Origin of the sequence: Variovorax paradoxus (assembly GCF_000834655.1) — a bacterium.
GTDB classification, from domain to species: Bacteria; Pseudomonadota; Gammaproteobacteria; order Burkholderiales; family Burkholderiaceae_C; genus Variovorax; species Variovorax paradoxus_F.
This window is the reverse complement of record NZ_JXQQ01000017.1, coordinates 14,150-39,644: the sequence shown is the minus strand read 5'-3', so window position 1 is coordinate 39,644 and position 25,495 is coordinate 14,150. Positions and strand designations below refer to the sequence as shown.

Genomic DNA, 25,495 nt, shown 5'->3' with positions numbered 1-25,495 from the left:
AGGCCGGGCGGCTAGAGCATCCCGGCCAGGTCGGGCCAGTGGTGCCGCATCGACGCCGCCTCGTCGCTGTCCGGCGGCACCATCGAGAAGTCGGCGAAGTCGAAGCCCGGGCCGACCATGCAGGCGACCAGGGTGTAGTCGCCTGAAGAATGGCCCTGGATCGGCCGGGCCGCCTGCCATTGGCCGGCCGGCACCACGTGCTGGGGGCGCGTGCCGTGCACGTCGACGGGACCCAGCCGCACATGGGCCGGCGCCGTGCGCATCGCGGCATCGCAGGTCCAGAGCGCCAGCGGCACGCCTTCAAGGTGTACCCAGACTTCGTCGGACAACACCCGGTGCCAGCGCGAATGCTGGTGCGCCTCCAGCAGGAAATAGATGCTGGTGAGCGCGCTGCGCGGCGCGCGGCCATCGGCCGGCATGACACTGGCCGACGAACGGAACACCTCGCTGTACCAGCCGCCCTCGGGGTGGGGCTGCAGCTTCAGGTTGTCGATCAGTTCCCGGGCGCGCATGGCGGTCATGATGCCGTCGCGGCGCGCAGGGCCGCAATCAATTTGTCGTGCACGCCGCCGAAGCCGCCGTTGCTCATGCAGACGATGTGATCGCCCGGCCGCGCGGCCGCGACGATCTGCGCGACCAGCGGCTCGACGGCTGCGGCGACCTGCGCGCGGTTGCCCATCGGCGCGAGGGCTGCCGCGGCATCCCAGTCGAGTCCGGCCGTGTGGCAGAACGAAAGATCGGCCGCCTCCAGGCTCCACGGCAACTGCGCGGCCATGACGCCCAGCTTCATCGTGTTGCTGCGCGGCTCGAAGGCGGCGAGGATGCGCTCGCTCTTCCTGCCGGCGTCGTCCAGCTTCTTGCGCAGGCCATCGAGCGTGGTGCGGATGGCGGTGGGGTGGTGCGCGAAGTCGTCGTAGACCGTGATCGCGCCGCCGTTGCGTTCGACCGTGCCGCGCAACTCCATGCGCCGGCGCACGTTGCGAAAGCTGCCGAGCGCGCGCGCCGCATCGGCCGGCGCCACGCCCACGTGGTCGGCGGCGGCGATGGCGGCCAGCGCATTCATCTGGTTGTGCAGGCCGGAGAGCTCCCACTCGACCCGGCCCACGACCTCGCCCTGCCGCAGCACATCGAAGGCGTCGTGCGACCCGCGGGCCTGCCATTCACCGCCCGTGCCGAAACGCGCGAGCCCGCTCCAGCAACCCTGGGCCAGCACGCGCTGCAGGCTCTTTTCGGTGGCATTGACCACCAGCCGCCCGGTGCCGGGCACGGTGCGCACGAGGTGATGGAACTGGCGCTCGATGCCGGCCAGGTCGTCGAAGATGTCCGCGTGGTCGAACTCCAGGTTGTTGAGCACGGCGGTGCGCGGCCGGTAGTGAACGAACTTGCTGCGCTTGTCGAAGAAGGCGGTGTCGTACTCGTCGGCTTCGATGACGAAGGCCGCGCCGTCGCCCAATCGGGCCGACACGCCGAAATCCAGCGGCACGCCGCCCACCAGGAAGCCCGGCGCCTTGCCGCCCTTTTCGAGCGCCCAGGCCAGCATCGATGTGGTGGTCGTCTTGCCGTGCGTGCCGGCCACGGCCAACACATGGCGGCCCAGCAGCACGTGCTCGGCCAGCCATTGCGGGCCGCTGGTGTAGGGCTTGCCGGCGTCGAGGATGGCTTCCATCAGCGGGAACTTGGGGTTGCCGTCGGGCAGTCGCGCCCGCGAAACCACGTTGCCGACCACGAACATGTCGGGCGCGAGGGCGAGCTGGTCGGCGCCGAAGCCTTCGATCAGGTCGATGCCGAGGGAGCGCAGCTGGTCGCTCATCGGGGGGTACACGCCGGCATCGCAGCCCGTGACCCGGTGGCCCGCTTCGCGCGCCAGGGCGGCCACTCCGCCCATGAACGTGCCGCAGATACCCAGAATATGAATGTGCATCGGGCGATTCTAGGGAGGCGGAAAGCGGGGCTTCGCAGGCGAGTCCGCGCTTCGCCCCGAGCTTCATGTTGATTTCGTGTGCGTGACGCCTACTGCGGGCAAAATGCCCCGATGGACACGTCCAAGCGTGAAATCGCCGCCACCGCAGCCCGCCTTGTCGTCGAGGAAGGGCTGGAATACGGTCCCGCCAAACGACGGGCCGTGCGTGACCTGGGCCTGTCGGCGCGCACTTCGCTGCCGAACAACGACGAAGTCGAGGCCGAGGTGCGCGACTACATCGCGCTTTTCTGCGCCGACACCCAGCCGCAGGAACTGCATGCCTTGCGGTTGTTGGCGCTGGAATGGATGGAGCGCATGGCAGCTTTCCGCCCGCATATCGGCGGCGCCGTGTGGCACGGGACCGCCACCCGGCTGTCGGACATTTACATACAGATGTTCTGCGATGATTCCAAGTCCGCCGAGATCGCCCTGATCGACCACCACGTGGATTACGAACCGCGCATGGTCACCGGTTTTCATGGCGAACAGGTCGAGGCCTTGAGCGTGCATGCGCCGAGCCGGGCCCTCGGCGAGGAAATCGGCGTGCACTTGCTGGTCTACGACCTGGACGACCTGCGCGGGGCCCTGAAGCCCGACGCCCAGGGCCGCACGCCGCGCGGCGACCTGCCTGCATTGCGCCGACTGATTGAAAGAGAAAAGGACAAGTGAATGACTTCTTCGCCGACACGACGCGGCATGCTCTATGGCGGCGTGGCGGCGGTGGCCGCCGCTGCCGGAGTGGGTGGCGCCTGGTGGCGGGAACGCAGCGCCGGCAGCAATGCGGGGGGTGGCGAGCAGCTGGACGCGGCCTTCTGGGCCCAGAAATTCGAACGGCCGGAGGGTGGTGAGCTTGCACTTTCGAGCTTGCGCGGCAAGCCGCTGCTGCTGAACTTCTGGGCTACCTGGTGCCCGCCCTGCGTCGAAGAAATGCCGATGATCGACGCCTTCTTCCGTCAAAACGGCGGCAATGGATGGCAAGTGGTGGGATTGGCCATCGATCAGCCCAGCGCGGTGCGCAAGTTCCTCCAGCGTACCCCGGTTACGTACCCCACCGGTCTGGCCGGCCTGCAAGGCACCGAACTGGTCAAGAACCTCGGCAATACCGGCGGTGGCTTGCCGTTCACATTGGTCCTCAACGGTAACGGTTCGGTTGCAGCTCGTAAAATGGGCAAGCTCGAATCCGCCGATCTGGAGACATGGCGGCGTGAACTTGTTCATGGTTAGAATCGGCCGCCCAAGCTGGCGTTAGCCACCAAACGCTGAAAATCGCCGATTTTCAGCTCAGTTATATCCGAATGACCGGCAAAGCCGGCACTGGAGTCCCATGGATCTGCGCAAACTCAAGACACTGATCGATCTGGTGTCCGAATCGAATATTTCCGAATTGGAAATCACCGAAACCGAAGGCAAGGTTCGCATCGTCAAGGGCGGCGGCGCCGCCCCGGTGCAGTATGTGCAAACCCTGGCAGCGCCCCCCGCTGCCGCCCCGGCTGCAGGTGCGCCTGCAGCCCCGGCCGCCACAAGCGCCCCCGCGGCCGAAGCCGCTCCGGCCGGCCACGCAGTCAAGTCGCCCATGGTGGGCACGTTCTACCGTTCGTCCAGCCCGGGTGCACCTGCCTTTGTCGAAGTCGGCAGCAAGGTGAACGAGGGCGACACGATCTGCATCATCGAGGCGATGAAGATCCTCAACGAAATCGAAGCTGACAAGTCCGGCACGATCACCCAGATCCTCGGCGAAAACGGGCAAGCGGTCGAATACGGCCAGCCGTTGTTCATCATCGAGTGACCATGTTCAAGAAGATCCTGGTTGCAAACCGGGGGGAGATTGCCCTCCGGATTCAGCGCGCCTGCAGCGAGATGGGCATCAAGGCCGTCATGGTCTATTCCGAAGCCGATCGCGACGCCAAGTACGTCAAGCTGGCGCAGGAAGCCGTGTGCATCGGGCCCGCCCCGTCGGCGCTGAGCTATCTCAACATGCCGGCGATCATTTCGGCGGCCGAAGTGACGGACGCCGAAGCCATCCACCCCGGCTACGGATTCCTGAGCGAAAACGCCAACTTCGCCGAGCGCGTGGAGCAGAGCGGTTTCCAGTTCATCGGCCCGACGCCCGAGAACATCCGCACGATGGGCGACAAGGTCTCGGCCAAGCAGGCCATGATCAAGGCCGGCGTGCCTTGCGTGCCCGGCTCCGAGGGCGAGCTCTCGGACGACGCCGCCACCAACAAGCGCATCGCCCGTGCGATCGGCTACCCGGTCATCATCAAGGCGGCAGGCGGTGGCGGTGGCCGCGGCATGCGCGTGGTGCACACCGAGGCGGCGCTGGTCAACGCGATCCAGATGACCAAGGCGGAGGCCGGTGCGGCCTTCAGCAATCCGGCCGTGTACATGGAGAAGTTTCTCCAGAACCCGCGCCACATCGAGATCCAGATCCTCGCCGACAAGCACAAGAACGCGGTCTACCTGGGCGAGCGCGACTGCTCCATGCAGCGGCGCCACCAGAAAGTGATCGAGGAATCGCCGGCCCCCGGCATTCCGCGCAAGCTGATCGAGAAGATCGGCGAGCGCTGCGCTGCCGCCTGCAAGAAGATCGGCTACCGCGGCGCCGGCACCTTCGAGTTCCTCTATGAGAACGGCGAGTTCTACTTCATCGAGATGAACACGCGCGTGCAGGTGGAGCATCCGGTGACCGAGTTCACGACCGGCATCGACATCGTGAAGACGCAGATCATGGTGGCCGCCGGCGAGAAGCTGCCGTTCACCCAGCGCCAGATCGAGATGCGCGGCCACGCCATCGAGGTGCGCATCAACGCCGAAGACGCCTGGAAGTTCACGCCGTCGCCGGGTCGGATCACGATGTGGCACCCGCCGGGCGGCCCCGGTGTGCGCGTCGATTCGCATGCCTACACCAACTACTTCGTGCCCCCGAACTACGACTCGATGATCGGCAAGATCATCGTGTACGGCGACACGCGCGAACAGGCCATGGCGCGCATGCGCACGGCGCTGAACGAGACCGTGATCGAAGGCATCCAGACCAACATCCCGCTGCACCGCGAGCTGATGGTCGACGCCAAGTTCATGAGCGGCGGCACGAACATCCACTACCTCGAAGAGTGGCTGGCAGCGCACAAGCGCTGATCCACGGGACGACGCCATGTTCGAACTTCGCCTGATGGCCCCGGAAGACCGGGTCGAAATGCTCAGCGACGCGCTCGACGCACTCGATGCGCTGAGCGTCTCGGTCGAGGATGCCGACGCGCAGACCGATGCCGAGCAGGCGCTGTTCGGCGAGCCTGGCATGCCGCCTCCCAAGGAGGGCTGGCAGCGCTCGCGCGTGATCGCGCTGTTTTCCGACGAGGCGCTCGCGAACGAAGCCGCATCGCTGCTCGCGCTGCAGGACTTCTTCGACGGCTGCGCGGTGCTCGGCGTCGCGCCGGTGCCCGAGCAGGACTGGGTGCGCCTTACGCAATCGCAGTTCGCGCCGGTGGAGATCACGCCGGAGTTCTGGATCGTGCCGACCTGGCACGAGCCGCCCGCCGAGGCCAGGCAAGTGATCCGGCTCGACCCGGGCCTGGCCTTCGGCACCGGCACGCATCCGACCACGCGCATGTGCCTGCGCTGGATCGCAAGGCAGGGCGAGGGCGCTTTCGGCAAGCAGCGCGTGCTCGACTACGGCTGCGGCTCCGGCATCCTGGCGATCGGCGCGGCGAAGTTCGGCGCACTCGACATCGATGCCGTCGATATCGACGAGGCCGCTGTCTCTTCGACCCGTCTCAATGCCGAAGCCAACGGCGTCCGCCTCAACGCGGGCCTGCCGGATGTGGCCAAGGGCGCCTACGACACCGTGCTCGCCAACATCCTGGCCACGCCGCTCAAGTTGCTCGCACCGCTGCTGCGCAGCCACGTGGCGCCGGGCGGATCACTGGTGATGGCCGGCATCCTCGAGCGCCAGGCCGACGAGCTGAAAGAGGCCTACGCGCCATATGCAGCCCTCGAGGTCAGCGACAGCGAGGACGGCTGGATCCTCATGACGGCACGCTGCTGAGCAGCGCGGCCTTGTTTTCGCGCTGCCGCGCACCGTTCGCGCCATTCGTACGGCGGGGGCCCAACCCTACAATCGCCCGGTCATGAGCCTTGTCACGCGTTGCCCCGCCTGCACCACCACCTTCAAGGTGGTGCGCGATCAGCTTCGCATCTCCGACGGTTGGGTGCGTTGCGGTCGCTGCAGCAACGTGTTCGACGCGACGCTCGATCTGCACGAATCGTCCGATGGGGCGCCCGCCGGGACGCCCGCACCGTCGCCAACGGCGGCGTATTCACCCGCGCTGGTCGAACCGTCCTCCGAGAGCCGGGTTGACGCGCCGTCTGCGCCGCCCGCGGCGTCGAAGCCGTCCCAGTCCTCCGAAGATGCGGACTTCTTCGATGACGAGCCTGAAGAGCGCGACCAGCCCGAGGCAGCGCATCCGCCGCCAGCATCGGAAGAGCCCGGGGCTGTGGACATCGCAGCAGCGCCGCCGCCTGAGCCGACGCCACCGCAATCCCCACCGCCGCCACCCGCGCCATCTCCGCCGGCCCCGGCGCTCGAGTTGCCCGCGCACGGCATCATCGCGGACGAGCCGTGGTCCGACCTGGATGTCAGCGAGCCTGCGTGGCGGCCGCCCGCGAGCTCCCTGCCGCCGTTCCCGAACATCGATCTGAATCTCGCGGCGCCGCCTCCATCGCCGCCTCCGCCAGCACCCCCGTTGCCGGTGCCGCGTGCCAAGGGGCATGGGCTGGTCGAGCCGACCCTCGATGACGACGCCGAGGAGAACGAGGACAAGCAAGACAGCGAGAAGAACCACGACCAGGTGCAGATGCAGAAGGCGCTGCGCCGGGCGCGCATCAAGTCGGCCAAGATCGCGAGCGCCAACAAGTCGCGCGAGGCCAGGGCCGCCGCCAAGGCCGCGTCGTCCTCGATGGTCCGGGAGGCGAGCGAGCCGGAGAGCGCCGCATCGCTGCCGCCGATGTTCGCCGAGCGCGAGGAAGAGCACGCTTTCTCCGACGACGAGGAACACGATGCCCACGCTCCCGGCTTCTGGCAGCGCAAGGGCGTTCGGCGCTTGCTGGTGCTGCTGGCGGTGCTGGCTGTTCTTCTGCTCATCGTGCAGATCGTTCGCCACGAGCGCGACGGCATCGTCGCGCGCCAGCCGGGCCTGCGGCCTGCGCTGGCTGCGCTGTGCCAGCACACCGGTTGCGAACTCTCGGCGCTGCGCCAGATCGGCGACATCATGATCGAGGGCGCCGCCTTCGCGCGCGAGAAGAGCGGCGGCAACGACTACCGCCTCAGCTTCACCTTGCGCAACGGCGCCACCGTGCCGCTCGCGATGCCGGCTGTGGAGCTGTCGCTGCTCGACACGCAGGAGCGCGCGGTGGTGCGGCGCGTGCTGACGCCCGCGGACTACGGCGCGCCGTCGGTGCTCGCGCCGCGCGCCGATCGAGCGGCTTCGTTGCCGCTGACGCTGTCGCCGAACGAAGCCGCTGCGCTGCCGCCCATCGCGGGCTACCGCGTGGAAGCCTTCTATCCCTAGCGGGACGCCTGTGCGCAAGCGTCCTTCTTCCATTCATCTTCATTCAACGAAACGGCCCACCCATGGCAGCAGTGATTTGCGGTTCCCTCGCGTTCGACACCATCATGACTTTCGAGGGACGGTTCGCCGATCAGATCCTTCCGGACCAGCTGCACATCCTGAACGTGTCGTTCCTGGTGCCGGGCCTTCGCCGTGACTTCGGCGGCTGCGCCGGCAACATCGCCTACAGCCTCAACGCGCTCGGTGGCACGGCACTCCCGATGGCCACGCTCGGCAGCGACGGCGCCGACTACCTGGAGCGCATGCGCTCGCTGGGCATCGACACCGAATTCGTGCGCCAGCTCGACGACACCTTCACCGCGCAGGCGATGATCATGAACGACGTCGACAACAACCAGATCACCGCGTTCCACCCCGGTGCGATGCAGCAGGCGCACATCACCACGGTGGCCGCGCGTGACGACTTCAAGGTCGGCATCATCGCGCCCGATGGTCGCGAGGCGATGCTGCAGCACGCGGAGCAATTCGCGGCCGCCGGCATTCCGTTCGTGTTCGATCCGGGCCAGGGCCTGCCGATGTTCGACGGCGACGCACTCAAGCACTTCGTCGATCTCGCAAGCTGGGTCGTGGTCAACGACTACGAAGGAAAGATGCTGTCGCAGCGCACCGGCTGGAGCCTTGCCGAGATCTCCACACGCGTTCGCGGCCTGGTGGTCACGCTGGCGGCTGAGGGCTGCGAAGTCTGGATCGACGGCGAGCGCGAACACGTGCCGGGCGTGACGCCCACTGCCGTGGTCGAGCCCACGGGGTGTGGCGATGCATGGCGCGGCGCGCTGTTGTTCGGTCTGGAAAAGGAATGGCCGCTCGCGAAATGCGCGGCGTTGGGCAACCGCGTCGGCGCGCTCAAGATCGCGCAGCGCGGACCGCAGAACTACCAGGTCGACCGCAAGGCACTGGGCTTGTAGGAAGCCGCTTTTCCGAGCGCCCATAAAAAAACCCGACACCGTGAGGTGCCGGGTTTTTTGCCGTCAAGGCGCTGAGATTACTCAGGGCTTGCTGGCCGTAGGAAACGGCCAGGCTGCCTGGGGATTCAGCGTCGTTTGCGCGGCAGGGGCAGGCGCTACAGCGGCCTTGGCGGGTGCCTTGGCAGCCTTCTTCGCAGCAGGCTTCTTGGCAGCAGCGGCAGGCTTGGCAGCGGGCTTTTTCGCGGCTTTCTTGGCCGCAGCCTTTTTCGCAGGAGCCTTCTTGGCGGCGGCCTTCTTTGCAGGGGCCTTCTTGGCAGCTGCCTTCTTGGCAGGAGCCTTCTTCGCCGCGGCCTTCTTCGCCGGCGCCTTCTTGGCAGCGGCCTTCTTCGCCGGAGCCTTCTTCGCAGCAGCCTTCTTGGCCGGTGCTGCCTTCTTCGCTGCTACCTTCTTGGCAGGAGCCTTCTTGGCGGCGACCTTCTTGGCAGCAACCTTCTTGGCCGGTGCCTTCTTCGCTGCTACCTTCTTTGCCGGAGCCTTCTTGGCCGCGACCTTCTTTGCCGGAGCCTTCTTTGCAGCGGCTTTCTTAGCCGGCGCTTTCTTTGCAGTTGCCATTTCTATTTCTCCTTGATCAAGTTGAAAAAATCAACCTATTGAAGCACTCCACGCACGTTGGGAGCGTGAAGCGATTCATGGCGTTGGAATCTGAGCCCCAGCACCATGAACACCTGAGCCCTCGTCCATGCCGCGCTCTTCGGCGCGATCGGTGGCAAGGGCAATTCTTGAATTCATTAATTCTTATCGGAAAGATTCAATCCCAGGAGAGCGCACCACCCGACTGGTACTCGATCACGCGGGTTTCGAAAAAGTTGCGCTCTTTCTTCAGGTCAATCATTTCGCTCATCCAGGGGAACGGGTTTTCTTCGTTCGGGAAGAGCGTTTCGAGGCCGATCTGCTGTGCGCGCCGGTTGGCGATGTACCGCAGGTAGCCCTTGAACATGGAGGCGTTCATGCCGAGCACGCCACGCGGCATGGTGTCTTCGGCGTATTTGTATTCGAGCTCGACGGCCTTCATGAAGAGGTCCTTGATCTCGGCCTTGAACTCGGGGGTCCAGAGGCCGGGATTCTCGAGCTTGAGCTGGTTGATCAGGTCGATGCCGAAATTGCAGTGCATCGACTCGTCGCGCAGGATGTACTGGTACTGCTCGGCAGCGCCGGTCATCTTGTTCTGGCGGCCGAGCGCAAGGATCTGCGTGAAGCCGACGTAGAAGAAGAGGCCTTCCATCAGGCAGGCGAACACGATGAGCGACTTGAGCAGCGTCTGGTCGGTCTCGTGCGTGCCGGTCTTGAAGTGCGGATCGCTGATGGCCTCGATGAACGGGAGCAGGAACTGGTCCTTCTCGCGGATCGACTGCACTTCGTTGTAAGCGTTGAAGATCTCGCTCTCGTCCAGGCCGAGCGACTCGACGATGTACTGGTACGCGTGCGTGTGGATCGCTTCCTCGAAGGCCTGACGCAGCAGAAACTGGCGGCATTCGGGGGCCGTGATGTGGCGGTAAGTGCCCAGCACGATGTTGTTGGCGGCCAGCGAGTCGGCGGTCACGAAGAAGCCGAGGTTGCGCTTGACGATGCGGCGTTCGTCCTCGGTCAGGCCGTTCGGGTCTTTCCACAACGCGATGTCGCGCGTCATGTTCACTTCCTGCGGCATCCAGTGGTTGGCGCAGGTGGCGAGGTATTTTTCCCACGCCCACTTGTACTTGAACGGCACCAGCTGATTGACGTCGGTCTGGCCGTTGATGATTCGCTTGTCGGAAGCCTTGACGCGTTGCGCCACGACGGGAACCGAAGCGGGAGCAACCTGACGCAGCGGTGCGGCGGCGCCGTCATCGAGCGTGCGCGAGGCAGACGATGCGGGTTGTGCAATCGACGAAGTCGGAGCGTCCACCGAACGGCCTGCGGGCAAGCCGCTGGTCGATGCGTTGTGGTGCTGCAATCCTTGTTGCATATCCTTTGGTAAGGAGGGCTTGACTTCTTCGTCCCAGGTCAACATAGAAAAATCCAATGCTCAAATTATCGGAGTAACGATGTGAGTTGCAAAGTGCTCGTTCACATCGCGCTCCATTTATGTGGTTGTTATGTTGCTCGCATGCATCGCGCGATGTCAGTCAATGCCTTCATTGCTTGAACGTCGCGCGACTTTCGCATGCACCTCACTGACTCAACTGACTCAACTGACTTACCGTCGTCGCGAGCATCGGCGCGTCACTGGCACGCTTCGCAGGTCGGATCGTCGACACCGCAGAAGGCGATGTCGGTGGCGGGCATCGCGCTCATCTGTGCCTTCGCTGCAGCAGCGGCGGCTTCGAGTGCGCTCATGCCCGAGGGTGCTTCGTTGCCCGACGACACCGCGTTGAGACGACCCGATTGCACCGTCGATTTTTCTGCGTGCGTCGCGCTCTGCGTGCGCAGGTAGTAGGTCGTCTTCAGGCCGCGCAGCCATGCGAGCTTGTAGGTGTCGTCGAGCTTCTTGCCCGATGCGCCGGCCATGTAGATGTTGAGCGATTGCGCCTGGTCGATCCACTTCTGGCGACGCGAGGCGGCTTCGACGAGCCACGTGGTTTCCACTTCGAACGCGGTGGCGTAGAGCGCCTTCACGTCCTGCGGCACGCGGTCGATCGGACGCAGCGAGCCGTCGAAGTGCTTCAGGTCCATCACCATCACGTCGTCCCACAGGCCCAGGCGCTTCAGGTCGCGCACCAGGTAGTGGTTGATCACGGTGAATTCGCCCGACAGGTTCGACTTGACCGAGAGGTTGCCGAAGCACGGCTCGATCGATGCGTCCACGCCGATGATGTTCGAGATGGTCGCGGTCGGTGCGATGGCCACGCAGTTCGAATTGCGCATGCCGTCGGCCTTGATCTTCTGGCGCAGCGCGTCCCAGTCGAGCGTGGCCGAGCGGTCCACTTCGACGTAGCCGCCGCGTGCCTGCTCCAGCAGGTCGAGCGTGTCGATCGGAAGGATGCCCTTGTCCCACAGCGAGCCCTTGTAGCTCGAGTACTTGCCGCGTTCCTTGGCCAGCTCGGTCGATGCCCAGTAGGCGTGGTAGCAGATGGCTTCCATCGACTCGTCGGCGAATTGCACGGCTTCCTGCGAGGCGTAGGGAATGCGCAGCTCGTACAGCGCGTCCTGGAAGCCCATGAGGCCCAGACCCACCGGACGGTGGCGCAGGTTAGAGTCGCGCGCCTTCTTCACGGCGTAGTAGTTGATGTCGATCACGTTGTCGAGCATGCGCATCGCGGTCGAGATCGTCCGCTTGAGCTTTTCCTGGTCGACCTTGCCGTCCTTCAGATGCTGCAGCAGGTTCACCGAACCCAGGTTGCAGACGGCTGTTTCGGTGTCGCTGGTGTTCAGCGTGATTTCGGTGCAGAGGTTCGACGAGTGCACGACACCTGCGTGCTGCTGCGGCGAGCGCACGTTGCAGGCGTCCTTGAACGTGATCCAGGGATGGCCGGTCTCGAACAGCATCGTGAGCATCTTGCGCCACAGGTCCGACGCCTGGACGGTGCGGCTGGGCTTGATCTCGCCCCGCGCGGCCTTCTCTTCGTAGGCGACGTAGGCGCGCTCGAAGTCGGCGCCGAACAGGTCGTGCAGGTCAGGCACGTTGGAGGGCGAGAACAGCGTCCAGGTGCCCTTTTCCATCACGCGGCGCATGAAGAGATCGGGGATCCAGTTGGCCGTGTTCATGTCGTGCGTGCGGCGGCGGTCGTCGCCGGTGTTCTTGCGCAGTTCCAGGAACTCCTCGATATCGAGGTGCCACGATTCGAGGTACGTGCAGACCGCGCCCTTGCGCTTGCCGCCCTGGTTCACCGCCACGGCGGTGTCGTTCACCACCTTCAGGAACGGCACCACGCCCTGCGATTCGCCGTTCGTGCCCTTGATGTGGCTGCCGAGCGCGCGCACGCGGGTCCAGTCGTTGCCCAGGCCGCCCGCGAACTTCGAGAGCAGCGCGTTTTCCTTGATCGACTCGTAGATGCCGTCCAGGTCGTCGGGCACGGTGGTCAGGTAGCAGCTGGACAGCTGCGAGCGCAGCGTGCCGGCGTTGAAGAGCGTCGGCGTGCTCGACATGAAGTCGAACGACGACAGCACTTCGTAGAACTCGATGGCGCGCGCTTCGCGGTCGATTTCGCCGAGCGACAGGCCCATGGCCACGCGCATGAAGAATGCCTGCGGCAGTTCGATGCGGGTCTTGCGCACGTGCAGGAAGTAGCGGTCGTACAGCGTCTGCAGGCCCAGGTAGTCGAACTGGTTGTCGCGTTCGGCCTTCAGCGCCGCGCCCAGGCGGGGCAGGTCGTACTGCAGCAGCTTCTCGTCGAGCAGGTCGTTCTCCACGCCCTTCTTGATGAACTGCGGGAAGTAGTCGGCATAGGCGGTGGCACGGTCCACCGGCATCACTTCGCGGCCGATGATTTCCTTGAAGATCGTGTGCAGCAGGAGGCGCGCGGTGGCGAAGGTGTAGTCGGGGTCTTTCTCGATCAGCGTGCGGGCCGCCAGGATCGAGGCCTTGTAGACCTCGTCGAGCGGCACGCCGTCGTACAGGTTGCGCATCGTCTCGGCGACGATCGGCTGGGCGGTGATGCTGTCGCCGAGGTTTTCACAGGCCGATTCGATCAGGCCCTTGAGCTGGTTCAGGTCGAGCGCGACGCGTTCGCCGTTGTCCAGCACATGCAGCGTCGGCGTGGCCGGCGTTTCCTGCTCGACCTGCTTGGAACGCTCCTGCGTGCGGCGTTCGCGGTACAGCACGTAGGCGCGTGCGATCTCGTGGTGGCCGCCGCGCATCAGGCCGAGTTCGACCTGGTCCTGCACGTCTTCGATATGGAAGGTGCCGCCGCCCGGACGCGAACGCACCATGGCGCGGATCACGCCTTGCGTGAGCACGTCGACCGTCTCGCGCACGCTGGCCGAAGCCGCGCCCTGGGTGCCGTGCACGGCCAGGAAGGCCTTCATCATCGCGATGGCGATCTTGTTCGGCTCGAAGGGAACGACCGCGCCGTTGCGGCGGATGATCTGGTAGTGCGCAAGGTTCTGGCCGGTCGGGGAGCCGGCCGTGTCTCGCTGCTGTTGAGGGGGCGTGGAGGGAACGGCACGCGGGGTCGATGGGGTGTTCAGGGCAGTTTGCATTCGCTTCCTCTCGGTTGGCAATTCTTGTTGGGTGGCGACGCCTTGGCTGGGCGCCGCGCCGGTGCAGTTGACCGGACGGAGGACACTATATCTAGGGTGCCAGGGGTCTACAAGCCACTACAGGTAGTGTTTTGTGAGTGGTTCACCTACCGCGGGTATCTCTCTAGACATAGGCCATGGCTGGCGATCCCGCGTGAATACTGGCCTATGGTCGCGCAACCCGCATGGGACGTGGCTTGCAAGCCGATTTGAGCCTGCAAGGCGCATGGTTGCTAAGGTTCACATTCGCATTGTCGAAAGCGATGCGGCCGGCAGGCAGGGCATCGCGGGGCGTCACGCGATTGAAAAAATTAGCGCTCCACCACAGATGGGGGAAACATCTGTGATTTCCACCCCAATTGCGCGTGCAGCAATCGCCAATCGAAGCCCGCGCCGGGGTCTTGTTTCCGGCCTGGCGCGATGTGTTCGTGACCCGCGATGTGCGCGATGGCGTAGTGCTGCGCGATCGCGGGGCAGAGGCTGGCGAGCGTCTCGTACTGCGCGGCTTCGAACGTGTGGCCTTCGAGGCCCTCGAGCTCGATGCCGATCGAGTCGTCGTTGCAGTTGGCGCGGCCGCGCCACGACGACACGCCCGCATGCCAGGCGCGGTGGTCGCAACTCACGAACTGCCAGAGCTCGCCGTTGCGACGCACGTAGAAATGCGAGGACACCTCGATGCCGCGAATCGACTGGAAGTAGGGATGCGCGTCCCAGTCGAGCCGGTTGGTGAAGAGCCGCTGCACCGCATCGCCGCCATATTCGCCGGGCGGCAGGCTGATCGAATGCAGCACGATCAGGTCGGTCTGCGCGCCGGCGGGACGCGGGCCGAAGTTCGGCGAGGGCAGGGCTTTCGCGAAGCGGTACCAGCCGGCCCGCCAGAGCCCGTCGTCTGCGGGCGGCGTGTTCTGCGTGGAGGTTTCTTCAGTCGTCGACATGGCTGCTGGCGCCATCGTCGCCGTTGGGCGTGGTGATGCCCAGCCGCGCGATGCGGTAGCGGATCTGGCGCAGGCTCATGCCCAGGCGCGCGGCGGCGGCGGTGCGGTTGAAGCCGCTCTCGTGCAGGGCACGCACGAGGATCTCGCGCTCCTGCTGGTCGAGATAGGCCTGCAGGTCGGAGGGAAGTGGCGGCGGCGCGGGCTTGATTTCTGCCACCGGTGCCGGTGCGGGCGCGGCAACGACAGGGGCGTCGTTGCGAGGCGCGGGTTGCGAGGGCGCGACCGACGCCACATCGGCCGCCGCCATCGTCGTCGCGACATTGCCGCCCATCAGGTCCAGGTGCAGCTCGTCGCCGTCGTTGAGCGCGACCGCGCGGTGCAGCAGGTTCTCGAGCTCGCGCACGTTGCCATCGAGCGGGTGCAGCGCAAGGCGGCGCAGCAGCTCGGCCGACAGGTGCGGCACCGGCAGCCCGCCGTCCTGCGCGATGCGCGCGAGCAGCGCGGCGCAGAGCGCGGGCAGGTCTTCGCGGCGATCGCGCAGCGCGGGCACCGCGATCTCGATCACGTTGAGGCGGTAGAAAAGGTCTTGCCGGAAGCGGCCGGCCTGCACCTCCGCATGCAGGTCTTTATGGGTGGCGCTCACGATGCGCACGTCGACCGCTTCTTCCTGCGTCGAGCCGATCGAGCGCACGCTGCGCTCCTGGATCGCGCGCAGGAGCTTCGATTGCATCGCCAGCGGCAGGTCGCCGATTTCGTCGAGGAACAGCGTGCCGCTGCGCGCAGCCTGGAAATAGCCGTCGCGGTCCTGCGAGGAGCCGGTGTACGAGCCCTTCTTCGCGCCGAAGAATTCGGCTTCGAGCAGGTTCTCGGGAATCGCGCCGCAGTTGACCGCGACGAACGGACCGTCGCTGCGCTGGCTGCAGGCATGCACCGCACGCGCCACCAGCTCCTTGCCGGTGCCCGATTCGCCGCGCACCAGCACCGGCGCCATGCCGCGCGCCACCTTGGCGATGCGCGACTTGACTAGGCGCATCGGGTCCGAATCGCCCACCAGGCGATCGAGCGCCGCAACGCCGCTGCTGCCGGTGATCGAGCCGGCCTCGGCGCGCGTGCCGGTGCTGGCAGCGGCGGCCGCCTTCTCCGGCTTGACCTGCACGACAGGCGCTCGCGTGGCCTGCACCGCGGAAGCGACCACGGCACGAAACTGCTTCAGGTCGACCGGCTTGGTGAGGTAGTCGAACGCGCCCGCCTTGAGCGCCTCGACCGCGTTTTCAGCGGAGCCGTAGGCCGTCATCACCACGCAGCGCTCGCTGCGCTGGTTCTTCTGGATGCGGTGGATGATCTCCATGCCCTGCCCGTCGGGCAGCCGCATGTCGGTGATCACCGCATCGAAGCGCCCGGCCTCAAGGTGTTGCCAGGCTTCTGACACGCTGCCCGCGGCCTCGACGTGATAGCCCTCGCGCAGCAGCGTCAGTTCATACAGCGTGCGCAGATCGGGCTCGTCGTCGATGACAAGGATCTGCGCGGGACGCGGGGCGGAAGACAGTGGGGTGCTCACGACGCTATTGTGTCAGCCGGTTCTCGCTGGCGGCAAAGCTGACGAAGAATTCGTTGCCCTCGGGCCCGCCCGCCGCGAGCGCCCGCCTCTCGTAGCCGATGGTGGCGCCATGGCGCCGGCACAACTCGCGGCAAAGGAACAGGCCCAGGCCGCTGGAGCGGCTCTCGGACGAGAAGAAGGGCTCGAACAGATGACGCTGCACCGCCGGCTCCAGCGGTGCGCCGTCGCTCCACACCTGCAGCGCCGGGCGGTTGGTGCCCGCGCGCTGCAGCGTGGTGATGACCTGGATCGCGCCGTCGCCCTTGCCCGCATAGCGCGATGCGTTGTCCAGCAGGTTCACCAGCAGGCGGCGCAGGTGTTCGGCGTCGAAGCGCACGTCGACGCCGGGCGCCTCCAGCGCGATGAGCACGCCCTTGCGCTGCGTCTGGCGCACCCATTCCTCGGCCAGCACCTGCACCGCGGGGTCGAGCACCACCTGTTCGCCGAGCGAAAGCACGCGCTGCTGGCGCGCGCGCGAGACGTCGAGCACGTCGTCCACGATGCGGGCCAGGCGCTGCGCGTTGTGCTGGACCATGTCGGTCAGTTTGCGGTGCGCCGGGTCGGTGAGGTCTTCGCTCAGCAGCGCGCTGGCCTGCGCGATGGCGGCCAGCGGGTTGCGGATTTCATGGGCGACGGCAGCGGACATGCGGCCCATCGCGGCCAGCTTCTCGGTGCGGATGCGGGCCTCGAGTTCGCGCAAATCCTGCAGGAACATCACGCAGAGGCTGTCGGCGCGCTTGTCGCTGGTGGGCGTGAGCCGGGTGCGCACGCGCACTTCGCGCGCCGCGCCGCGGGCCTGCGCGACGGGGATTTCCTCGGCCTGCGGGGCCCGCCGCGCGAAGGTCTGGCGCGAGAGCGCGGCCAGTGCATGCCAGGCGGGCTGCGCATGCAGCGCGAACGGCAGCGAGAGTTTCGCCAGGCCCTGGCCGAGGATCGCGTCGGCTGCCGGGTTGGCCGCGTGCACCATGCCTTCGGCATCGATCACCAGCACGCCTTCGGCGAGCGTCTCGATCACCAGGTCGTTGACCTCCGCCTGCATCTGCGCGCTGCTGCGGTTGCGCTGCGCCACCGCCTCTTCGCGTGCGAGCCGCCGTGCCAGCTCGTGCGCGAGCAGCGCCACCACGAAAAGGCCGGTGCCGGTGAGCGCCGCCTGCACGAAGCGCGCAGAAGAGTCGCCCGGCTGCTGCAGCCAGTGCCATCCGGCATCGGCCAGCAGCAGCAGCGTGACGCTGGCCGTGGTGCCCAGGCTCACGATCACCGTGCCGAGCACCGCGCTCATGAGCACCGGCAGCGCGAAGAGCGGCGTGTAGTTGACGTTGCCGCCCTGCAGCACCTGAAGCGCGGTGAAGGTTGCCAGGTCGATGCCGATGGTCAGCAGCCACAGCGTAGAGAAGCCGCGGATCGGCGGCTCGAAGTGCGCATAGCGCATCTCCAGCCAGGTGGCGACGAGGTAGCCGGCCGAGATCGCGATGGTCACCGCCTGCATCGGTTGTCCGAGCACGTAGGCCACGCCCTGCAGCAGCACCAGCACCAGTGCGACGAAACAGCGCGCGGCCATGAAGCCGCGCCACAGACGCAGCAGCGCTGTGCTCTCGCTGCCGCCTTGCTCGAGCAGGTCCCAGTCGGTGACCGGCTCGCCGCGCGACCAGAGAGGGGTGCTCATGGCGCAGGCTGCGCGTTCAACCGCGCGCCGCGACGGCGGCTTGACGGTGCGCAGCGCTGCAATAGACCGCGTCGTCGGGGCCGGCGATGGCATCGCTCGCGGGCAGGTGCAGGCCGCAATGGGCGCAGCGCACCATGGCCTGCGGCGCGGCGACCGCCGCCGGCGAGGCCGGGCGCTGTTGCGCCTTGGCCATGCGCTCGCGCTGGGCATCGCGCATTTCTTCGCGCCGGTTCTTGCGCCAGAGCCAGATGGCGATCCAGAGCACGGCGAGGACGAGGAGGTATTTCATACGGGAGGACGCGCCAGCACCACTTCGAGCACGAAGCGGGAACCCACATAGGCCAGCAACAACAGGGCGGAGCCGGCGTACAGCACGCGGCGGGCCGTGCGGCCGCGCCAGCCGAAGCGCGCGCGGCCGATCAGGAGAACCGCGAAGGTGACCCAGGCGAGCACGGAGAACGTCGTCTTGTGGTCCCACTTCCATGCGCGGCCCGCGGCGCCGTACAGCTGCTCGGTGAACAAGAGGCCGGCCAGCAGCGTGGCCGAGAGCAGCACGAAGCCCGCGGTCACGAAGCGGAATGTGAGGCGCTCCAGCGTGAGCAGCGGCACGCCGCCTTCGGCGGGCGTGCCGCTCGTGAGGCGAATCTGCTTCTCGGCACGCGTGATCAGCCACGCATGGACCACGGCCGCGCCGAAGAGCCCGTAGGAGGCGATGCCCAGCGCGAGGTGCAACGGCAGCCACGGCGAGGCGGTGACATGCAGCGGCGTGCCGGGGAAAAGAATGGCGAGAAGCACGGCGGCGGCGCCCAGCCATGCCAGCGCCCGTCGCACCTTCAATTGGGGATACATGCGGCTTTCGATCGCATAGACGGTGAGCACCAGCCACGCCGTGACCGAGAGCGCGGGTGCAAAGCCGAAGCGCGGTTCGCTGCCGATCAGTCCGTGCGCCAGCACGGCCGCATGCAAGAGCCACGCGATCCCGAGGGCCCACTGGACGGTTTGACGGCTGAGCCGGGCACCCGCAGCGGCGGCAAATCCGTAGGCCGCCGCGGTGGCGATGCCCAGCGCCACGCCGAGTGGGGAGGGGATCGCTAAAATCATCGGCGGAGTTTATCTCCCCCAGGCTTGCGCACTTCGTGTCGCAGCGCCAACCCCCTCACCGGGGGCAACACCAGAGGCCCGGCAAAGCCGGTTCCTCGGTGTTTCCCGAAGGGGCAGTAGGCAGCCGATCTCAGGTTCACGACTTTCCAATGACCCGCCGCGGCGGGCAGCAAGGCTTCCTCTCCATGGCCACCGCCCTTACAGAAAAGTTCTCCCGCCTCGTCAAGACGATGAGCGGACAGGCCCGCATCACCGAAAGCAACGTGCAGGACATGCTGCGCGAGGTGCGCATGGCGCTGCTGGAGGCCGACGTGGCGCTGCCCGTGGTGCGCGATTTCGTCGCCCGCGTGAAGGAGAAGTCGCTCGGCCAGGAAGTGCTGGGCTCGCTCAAGCCGGGCCAGGCGCTGGTCGGCATCGTGAACCGCGAGCTTGCAGCCACCATGGGCGAGGGCGTCTCCGACATCAACCTCGCAGCGCAGCCGCCCGCGGTGATCCTGATGGCCGGCCTGCAGGGCGCCGGCAAGACCACCACCACCGCCAAGCTGGCCAAGCACCTGATCGAGAAGCGCAAGAAGAAGGTGCTCACGGTGTCGGGCGACGTGTACCGCCCGGCCGCCATCGAGCAGCTCAAGACCGTCACGAAGCAGGCCGGCGCCGAATGGTTCCCGAGCACGCCCGACCAGAAGCCGCTGGACATCGCGCGCGCCGCGCTCGATCACGCCAAGCGCCACTACTTCGATGTGCTGCTGGTCGACACGGCCGGCCGCCTCGCGATCGACGAAGTGCTGATGACCGAAATCAAGCAGCTGCACGCGGCGCTCGATCCGGTCGAGACCCTGTTCGTGGTCGATGCCATGCAGGGCCAGGATGCGATCAACACCGCCAAGGCCTTCAAGGAAGCGCTGCCCCTCACCGGCATCATCCTGACCAAGACCGACGGCGATTCGCGCGGCGGCGCGGCGCTGTCGGTGCGGCAGGTCACGGGCGTGCCGATCAAGTTCGCCGGCACGAGCGAGAAGATCGACGGCCTGGAGGTGTTCGATGCCGAGCGCCATGCGGGCCGCATCCTGGGCATGGGCGACATCGTCGCGCTGGTCGAGCAGGTCACGGCCGGCGTCGACGTGGCGGCGGCGCAAAAGCTCGCGGCCAAGGTCAAGAGCGGCGCGGGCTTCGATTTGAACGACTTCCTCGGCCAGCTGCAGCAGATGAAGCAGATGGGCGGGCTCTCCAGCCTCATGGATAAGCTGCCCACGCAGATGGCCGCCAAGGCCACCGAGGCCGACATGACGCGCGCCGAGCGCGACATCCGCCGCAAGGAAGGGATCATCCAGAGCATGACGCCGCTGGAGCGCCGCAAGCCCGAGCTGCTGAAGGCCACGCGCAAGCGCCGCATCGCGGCCGGCGCGGGCGTGCAGGTTCAGGAAGTGAACCGCCTGCTCAACGAGTTCGAGCAGATGCAGGGAATGATGAAGAAGATGAAGGGCGGCGGCCTCATGAAGATGATGAAGAAGATGGGCGGCATGAAGGGCATGGGCGGCATGGGCGGCATGGGTGGCCCGGGCGGTCCCAAGCTGCCGTTCTGAGCGCACACATATATATAGACAGAGATAGAAGCCCGCCGGGGGATGCCCCGGCGGGCTTCGTCGTTTTCAGGTCCGCACGTTGTAGATCGTTTCGTGCGCCTCGATCGGCGCAGGTAGCTTCCAGCGGTGCAGCGTCCGCTCGATGCCCGCGTTCGACAGCGTGGTGTCCCGCTCGCGGTTGCGGCGCATCAACTCGGCGTGCGGCACCTCCAGGTACACCGGCTCGATCTGCGCGTGATAAACCCAGAGCAGGTCCAGCGTCTTGGTGCGCATCTGCTGGCTCAGGCGGGTGGCGCTCCAGACGAAGCCTTCGTGCTTGCGCAGCGGCGCCTTCGACTGGTCGACCGCGTGGTGCGCAGCCATGCACCATGAAAAAAGCCGGCCCCGAGGCCGGCTTTTTAGAGGTGCTGTGTCTTCAGCGCATCAGGCTGCAGCCAACGCGGCAGGACGTGCCAGGCGAAGCGCATGCATCCACGCGCGGCGCAGCACGGCGGGCGAACGCGATTCCTCAGGAATCAGCAGGAAGCCGCGGTCGCGCAGTGTGGTGCCCAGCGCGATCTGGCTGGTGAGCACGGTCAGCGGAATCGCCAGTAGCAGCGGCAGGCCGACAGGCATGAGCCAGATCAGAGCGCTCGGGTCGATCATCGCGACGCCGACGGCCAGCATGCCGATCACCAGCGTCATGGGCGCCAGTTGCGTGGCAGCGATCTTCCAGGGCACGGCGTTGGCTTCACGCGGGGGCGACTTCCAGTCGAGCTTGATGCCGGTGAGGGCAACCAGCACGAACAGCGAGTGGGCCAGCATGCGGACCGGCGCCTGCACGATGGCCAGGGCGCTTTCCATCACCGAGCTCTTCACCAGGCCCCAGGTACCGCCGTATTGGCGTTGCTCACCGCGCATCAGCACGGCAGCGATGCCCAGCACGCGCGGCAGGAACAACAGGCACAGGGTCCAGATCCAGAGGCCGGCCAGTTCGGCGGGCAGCACGCTCCAGCTCGACACGAGGCTGGAACCGCTGAGCCACAGGGCAGTGCCCAGCGTCAGGAACGCGAGCCACAGCGGAGCGGAAACATAGGCCATGGTGCCGGTAACGAACATGGCGCGGTGCACGGAATGGATTCCGGGCTCGGCCATCAGGCGGGCGTTCTGCAGGTTGCCCTGGCACCAGCGGCGATCGCGTTGCAGTTCGGCCAGGAGGTCCGGCGGTTGCTGCTCGTAGCTGCCGACCAGGTCGGACACCAGCCACACGTTGTAGCCGGCACGGCGCATCAGCGCTGCTTCGACGAAGTCGTGCGACATGATGCCGCCCGACATGCCGCCGGTGCCCTTGATCGGGGCCAGCGCGCAATGCTTCATGAAGGGCTCGACGCGGATGATCGCGTTGTGTCCCCAGTAGTGCGATTCGCCCAGTTGCCAGAACTGCATGCCCAGCGTGAACAGGCGGCCCGTCACGCGGGAAGCGAATTGTTGTGCGCGAGCGTGCAGCGTGACGTGGCCGATGGCCTGCGTCGCGGTCTGGATGATGCCGGCGGTGGGGTTGGCTTCCATCAGCTTGACCATCGAGGTCAGGCAGTCGCCGCTCATCACGGAGTCGGCGTCGAGCACGACCATGTAGCGGTAGTCCTTGCCCCAGCGGCGGCAGAAGTCGGCCACGTTGCCGGCCTTGCGGTGCGTGCGGCGGGTGCGCAGGCGGTAGTACACCTCGACCTGCGGCTGGTTCGGGCTGTCGGCCAGGGCGGCGCGCAGATCTTCCCAGGCGGCGCGCTCGGCGGCTGCGGTCTCGGGGTTGTAGCTGTCGGACAGCACGAACACGTCGAACTGCTTCGCATGGCCGGTGGAGGCAACCGATTCGCAGGTGGCGCGCAGGCCGGCGAACACCGTGGCAACGTCTTCGTTGCAGATCGGCATGATGATCGCGGTGCGTGCCTCGGGGTTCATCGGATGGTTGGCGACCTGCTTGGCCGACAGCGCATGCTTGTCACCGCGAACCGAAACATAGAAGCCCATGAGGGCGGTGACGAAACCGGTCACGACCCAGCCCGAGAGCAGGCCGTACAGGCCGATCTGGCCGTATTCGAGCCAGACGTTGTCGTAGTCGGGTTGCACGCCGGCGAACAGCGTCGAGGCGATCACGGTGCTCAGCACGGTGAGCAGCATGAACGCGTTGCGGCGGCGGGCCGCGGCGCGCTGCCACGGCTGCTTGACCTGCTGGGCCGATTCGGTGGATTCGGCGTCGGAACCTTCGGCCGCACGGCCAGCGCCGAGCTTGACCAGCAGGGCGGTGCCGATGCTGTTCCAGAAACCGCGCCAGGGGCGGGGCGTCATCGAACCGCGGTTGACGGGCGGTGCGGTGACCGAGTTGGGATGGCGTTCTTCGCGCACCGGGCTGCGGTGCGAGAAATCGGCTTCGGTCAGCACGTTCAGTTGGGAGAAGTCAGTGGGCTTCATGTGATTTACCAACGTTGCTTGTCGAGGGAAGGGGTGTCGCCAATGGCAGGAAAGCGCTTGACGACGCAATCCGGCTCGGCGCCGCCTGCGCTGGCGAGCGCGGCGGACGAATGACCCGCGGCACGGGGCCGCGAGAGGGAAAACTGCTTTTGACGCAGGCCGTCGCGCTGCTGGCGCAGTGCGAAAGATGGGCTGGTAAGTGCTGTCATGCCAGTACAGGGGCAAACCCTGTGCCAGCCTGGAAAAACGCTTTCAGATCAACGACTTGGAGCGATCTGGATGCGTTTTTCGGTGGGGAGGCCTGCCGGAAGCCTTCGAAACCCCTGTTTTTGTCGCCGAATCCCGACAAGCCCGGAAGGCCAGCAGAGAATGGCCTTTTAAATCAACGACTTAGGTGCGTCGCTACTCGGCGACAGGGTCCGAGCCCGGAGCGACAGCGTCGGCCTTGAAGTGGCCCGGCGTGAGTTCGTGCTTCTGCAGCAGGCGGTAGAACTCGGTGCGGTTGCGATCGGCAAGACGGGCCGCGTCGGCCACGTTGCCGTCGGTCAGCTTGAGCAGGCCGACGAGGTAGTCGCGTTCGAAGCGCTGCTTGGCGTCGGCATAGGTCTGGACCTCGACCGTCGGCACCCGCAGCGCGCGCTGAACCAGCGCCAGCGGAATCAGCGGCGAGCTCGACAGTGCGCACACCTGCTCGACCACGTTGAAAAGCTGGCGCACGTTGCCGGGCCACGCGGCCGTGGTCAGCGCCTTCAGCGCCTCGGGGGCGAAACCGGAGAGCCGCTTGCCGTATTTCGTCGACAGTCGCTGCAGGAAGTGGTTGGCCAGGAGCGGGATGTCTTCGCGCCGCGCCGACAGCGGCGGCAGCGTGAGCGTCACCACGTTCAGGCGGTAATAGAGGTCTTCGCGGAACTGGCCCGCCTCCATCGCGGCGTCCAGGTCGCGGTGGGTGGCCGAGACGATGCGCACGTCGACCTCGATCGACTGGCTCGCGCCCAGCGGCCGCACGGCGCGCTCCTGCAGCACGCGCAGCAGCTTCACCTGCAGGGCGGGCGGCATGTCCCCGATTTCGTCGAGCAGCAGCGTGCCGCCGTCGGCCTGCTGGAACAGGCCCTTGTGGTTCGCGTGGGCGTCGGTGAAGGCGCCCTTCATGTGGCCGAACAGCTCCGATTCGAGCAGCGCCTCGGGAATCGCCCCGCAATTGACCGCCACGAAGGGCTTGTCGGCGCGCGCGCTGGCCTTGTGGATGGCGCGTGCGAGCAGTTCCTTGCCCGCGCCCGAGTCGCCGCGCAGCAGCACCGAGGCGTCCGACTTGGCGACCATGCGCGCCTCGGCCAGCAGTTCGGCCATGCGGTTGCTGCGGCTCACGATTTCGGCGCGCCAGCTTTCGTCGCCGCCCTTGGCCGGCGTGCTGGCGGGAGCGCCGAGCGCCAGCGCCTGCCCGATCTTGTCGAGCAGTTCGCGGGCGTCGTAGGGCTTGGTGAGGTAGGTGAACACGCCGCGCGCAGTGGCCTCGACCGCGTCGGGAATCGTGCCGTGGGCGGTGAGCAGGATCACGGGCAGCGAAGGATGGCGCTTCCTGATCTCGTCGAAGAGGGCGAGTCCGTCACGGCCCGGCAGGCGCACGTCGCTCAGCACCAGCTGCGGATGTTCGATCTCCAACTGCGTGAGCGCGGTTTCTGCCGAGGTCACGGCCGTGACCTGGTAGCCCGCCGACACCAGCCGCATCGAGATCAGCCGAAGCATGTCCGGGTCGTCGTCGACCACGAGGAGGCGGGCGCCGGTGGTGCTCATGGGCTTGTCTTGGTTCCGTTGGGTGCCTGTGCAGGCGCGCCAGCCGGCGCCGGCGTGCTGGCGGGCCGCGCGAAGCTGCGTTCGATGGCGCGCAGCGCTTCGATGCGGTCGTTGAGCTGGTCGATGCGGCGCTGGCTGTCGCGCAGTTGCTGCACCTGCTTGTCGCGGTCGTCCTCGACGCGGCGCTGCTCCGCATAGCGTGCGGCGAGGGCGCGCGCGAGCGGCTGCAGCGGCTGTGCCTCGGCCGAGGGATTGGCGATCACGCGCTGCAGCAGGCCCAGCGCGCGTGCCAGGTCGGCCGGCACGCGGGTCTGCGACAGCAGGATCGCCAGCTGCATCTGCGCGGTGGGCGAATCGCCGGGGTCGCCGATGCGCGCGATCTCGCCGCTCAGCTCGCCGCCGCCGAGCGGACGCACCTTGTCGGCATACGACAGCATCGCGGCCTGCGGGCCCTGGGTCATCAGCGTGAAGAGCGACGCCGGCTGGGTGGCGGGCGCGCGGGGCTCGGCCTCGACCGGCATCACGCGCGGCACCACGACGGGCGGGGGCAGCGCATCGGCCTCGGCGGGCGGCTTGGGCTGCGTGGCGCAGGCGGCAAGCAACAGGGCGAAAGGCACGGCCAACGCCCCGGCGAGGGTGGAACTGCGGACGAACGAAAAGGACATGGGTCG

22 protein-coding genes are annotated in these 25,495 nt (G+C 66.7%); 8 read left to right on the top strand and 14 right to left on the bottom strand.

Annotation, left to right across the window (positions count from 1 at the left end; translation table 11 throughout):
- Positions 1 to 11: 11 nt before the first annotated feature.
- Positions 12 to 521: a cupin domain-containing protein gene (locus tag RT97_RS08500; RefSeq protein ID WP_042578350.1), complete on the bottom strand. Its 510-nt coding sequence runs from the start codon at positions 519 to 521 to the stop codon at positions 12 to 14.
- Positions 518 to 1,921, bottom strand: coding sequence for a UDP-N-acetylmuramate:L-alanyl-gamma-D-glutamyl-meso-diaminopimelate ligase (gene mpl, locus RT97_RS08495; protein ID WP_042578349.1), 1,404 nt, complete (start codon positions 1,919 to 1,921; stop codon positions 518 to 520). Before mpl ends, RT97_RS08500 begins: the two co-directional genes overlap by 4 nt.
- A gap of 111 nt (positions 1,922 to 2,032) precedes the next feature.
- Here mpl and RT97_RS08490 point away from each other — a divergent pair, with 111 nt between their 5' ends.
- From RT97_RS08490 to RT97_RS08460, 7 genes are all read left to right on the top strand, one after another.
- Positions 2,033 to 2,629 (top strand): hypothetical protein, encoded by a 597-nt coding sequence (locus RT97_RS08490; protein ID WP_042578348.1) that lies wholly within the window; start codon positions 2,033 to 2,035, stop codon positions 2,627 to 2,629.
- Positions 2,630 to 3,184, top strand: coding sequence for a TlpA family protein disulfide reductase (locus RT97_RS08485; protein ID WP_042578347.1), 555 nt, complete (start codon positions 2,630 to 2,632; stop codon positions 3,182 to 3,184).
- A 100-nt stretch (positions 3,185 to 3,284) separates the two neighbouring features.
- Complete coding sequence (gene accB, locus RT97_RS08480; RefSeq protein ID WP_042578346.1) at positions 3,285 to 3,746, top strand: acetyl-CoA carboxylase biotin carboxyl carrier protein; 462 nt, start codon at positions 3,285 to 3,287, stop codon at positions 3,744 to 3,746.
- A 2-nt stretch (positions 3,747 to 3,748) separates the two neighbouring features.
- Complete coding sequence (gene accC / locus RT97_RS08475; RefSeq protein WP_042578345.1) at positions 3,749 to 5,098, top strand: acetyl-CoA carboxylase biotin carboxylase subunit; 1,350 nt, start codon at positions 3,749 to 3,751, stop codon at positions 5,096 to 5,098.
- A 16-nt stretch (positions 5,099 to 5,114) separates the two neighbouring features.
- Complete coding sequence (gene prmA, locus RT97_RS08470; RefSeq protein ID WP_042578344.1) at positions 5,115 to 6,005, top strand: 50S ribosomal protein L11 methyltransferase; 891 nt, start codon at positions 5,115 to 5,117, stop codon at positions 6,003 to 6,005.
- Positions 6,006 to 6,087: 82 nt separating this feature from the next.
- A complete protein-coding gene (locus tag RT97_RS08465; RefSeq protein WP_042578343.1) occupies positions 6,088 to 7,527 on the top strand; it encodes a zinc-ribbon and DUF3426 domain-containing protein in 1,440 nt (479 codons plus the stop codon).
- A 62-nt stretch (positions 7,528 to 7,589) separates the two neighbouring features.
- Positions 7,590 to 8,492: a carbohydrate kinase family protein gene (locus RT97_RS08460; RefSeq protein ID WP_042578342.1), complete on the top strand. Its 903-nt coding sequence runs from the start codon at positions 7,590 to 7,592 to the stop codon at positions 8,490 to 8,492.
- Positions 8,493 to 8,573: 81 nt separating this feature from the next.
- Here RT97_RS08460 and RT97_RS08455 read toward each other — a convergent pair whose 3' ends face one another.
- The 8 genes from RT97_RS08455 to RT97_RS08420 all read right to left on the bottom strand — a co-directional run bounded on the left by RT97_RS08455 (position 8,574) and on the right by RT97_RS08420 (position 19,002).
- Positions 8,574 to 9,104, bottom strand: coding sequence for a histone H1-like DNA-binding protein (locus RT97_RS08455; RefSeq protein ID WP_042578341.1), 531 nt, complete (start codon positions 9,102 to 9,104; stop codon positions 8,574 to 8,576).
- 196 nt (positions 9,105 to 9,300) lie between these two features.
- Positions 9,301 to 10,539, bottom strand: a complete 1,239-nt coding sequence (locus tag RT97_RS08450; protein WP_042578340.1) for a ribonucleotide-diphosphate reductase subunit beta — start codon at positions 10,537 to 10,539, stop codon at positions 9,301 to 9,303.
- 212 nt (positions 10,540 to 10,751) lie between these two features.
- Complete coding sequence (locus tag RT97_RS08445; RefSeq protein ID WP_042578339.1) at positions 10,752 to 13,667, bottom strand: ribonucleoside-diphosphate reductase subunit alpha; 2,916 nt, start codon at positions 13,665 to 13,667, stop codon at positions 10,752 to 10,754.
- Between the two features lie 350 nt (positions 13,668 to 14,017).
- Positions 14,018 to 14,641, bottom strand: coding sequence for a 1,6-anhydro-N-acetylmuramyl-L-alanine amidase AmpD (gene ampD, locus RT97_RS08440; protein WP_042578338.1), 624 nt, complete (start codon positions 14,639 to 14,641; stop codon positions 14,018 to 14,020).
- Positions 14,628 to 16,199, bottom strand: a complete 1,572-nt coding sequence (locus tag RT97_RS08435) for a sigma-54-dependent transcriptional regulator (RefSeq protein WP_042578337.1) — start codon at positions 16,197 to 16,199, stop codon at positions 14,628 to 14,630. The genes ampD and RT97_RS08435 overlap by 14 nt, the downstream gene beginning before the upstream one ends.
- A 4-nt stretch (positions 16,200 to 16,203) precedes the next feature.
- On the bottom strand, positions 16,204 to 17,901 hold the full coding sequence (locus RT97_RS08430) for a two-component system sensor histidine kinase NtrB (RefSeq protein WP_042578336.1): 1,698 nt from the start codon (positions 17,899 to 17,901) through the stop codon (positions 16,204 to 16,206).
- A gap of 16 nt (positions 17,902 to 17,917) precedes the next feature.
- Positions 17,918 to 18,190 carry a PP0621 family protein gene (locus RT97_RS08425; RefSeq protein WP_042578335.1) on the bottom strand — a complete coding sequence of 91 codons (273 nt, stop codon included), beginning with the start codon at positions 18,188 to 18,190 and terminating at the stop codon, positions 17,918 to 17,920.
- Positions 18,187 to 19,002, bottom strand: a complete 816-nt coding sequence (locus RT97_RS08420; RefSeq protein WP_042578334.1) for a cytochrome C assembly family protein — start codon at positions 19,000 to 19,002, stop codon at positions 18,187 to 18,189. The genes RT97_RS08425 and RT97_RS08420 overlap by 4 nt, the downstream gene beginning before the upstream one ends.
- Before the next feature lie 185 nt (positions 19,003 to 19,187).
- Between RT97_RS08420 and ffh the strand changes: the two genes are divergently transcribed.
- Entirely contained in the window at positions 19,188 to 20,585 is a 1,398-nt protein-coding gene (gene ffh / locus RT97_RS08415; RefSeq protein ID WP_042578395.1) for a signal recognition particle protein, read from the top strand.
- Positions 20,586 to 20,651: 66 nt separating this feature from the next.
- On the opposite strand, the gene RT97_RS08410 is transcribed toward ffh, so the two are convergent.
- The 4 genes from RT97_RS08410 to RT97_RS08395 all read right to left on the bottom strand — a co-directional run bounded on the left by RT97_RS08410 (position 20,652) and on the right by RT97_RS08395 (position 25,489).
- A complete protein-coding gene (locus tag RT97_RS08410) occupies positions 20,652 to 20,948 on the bottom strand; it encodes an AAA family ATPase (protein WP_042578333.1) in 297 nt (98 codons plus the stop codon).
- A 60-nt stretch (positions 20,949 to 21,008) separates the two neighbouring features.
- On the bottom strand, positions 21,009 to 23,033 hold the full coding sequence (mdoH, locus tag RT97_RS08405) for a glucans biosynthesis glucosyltransferase MdoH (protein ID WP_042578332.1): 2,025 nt from the start codon (positions 23,031 to 23,033) through the stop codon (positions 21,009 to 21,011).
- 402 nt (positions 23,034 to 23,435) lie between these two features.
- The gene (locus tag RT97_RS08400) at positions 23,436 to 24,824 is read right to left on the bottom strand and encodes a sigma 54-interacting transcriptional regulator (protein ID WP_042578331.1); all 1,389 of its coding nucleotides are present in this window, start codon (positions 24,822 to 24,824) and stop codon (positions 23,436 to 23,438) included.
- Positions 24,821 to 25,489 carry a hypothetical protein gene (locus tag RT97_RS08395; protein ID WP_042578330.1) on the bottom strand — a complete coding sequence of 223 codons (669 nt, stop codon included), beginning with the start codon at positions 25,487 to 25,489 and terminating at the stop codon, positions 24,821 to 24,823. Before RT97_RS08395 ends, RT97_RS08400 begins: the two co-directional genes overlap by 4 nt.
- Positions 25,490 to 25,495: the final 6 nt, after the last annotated feature.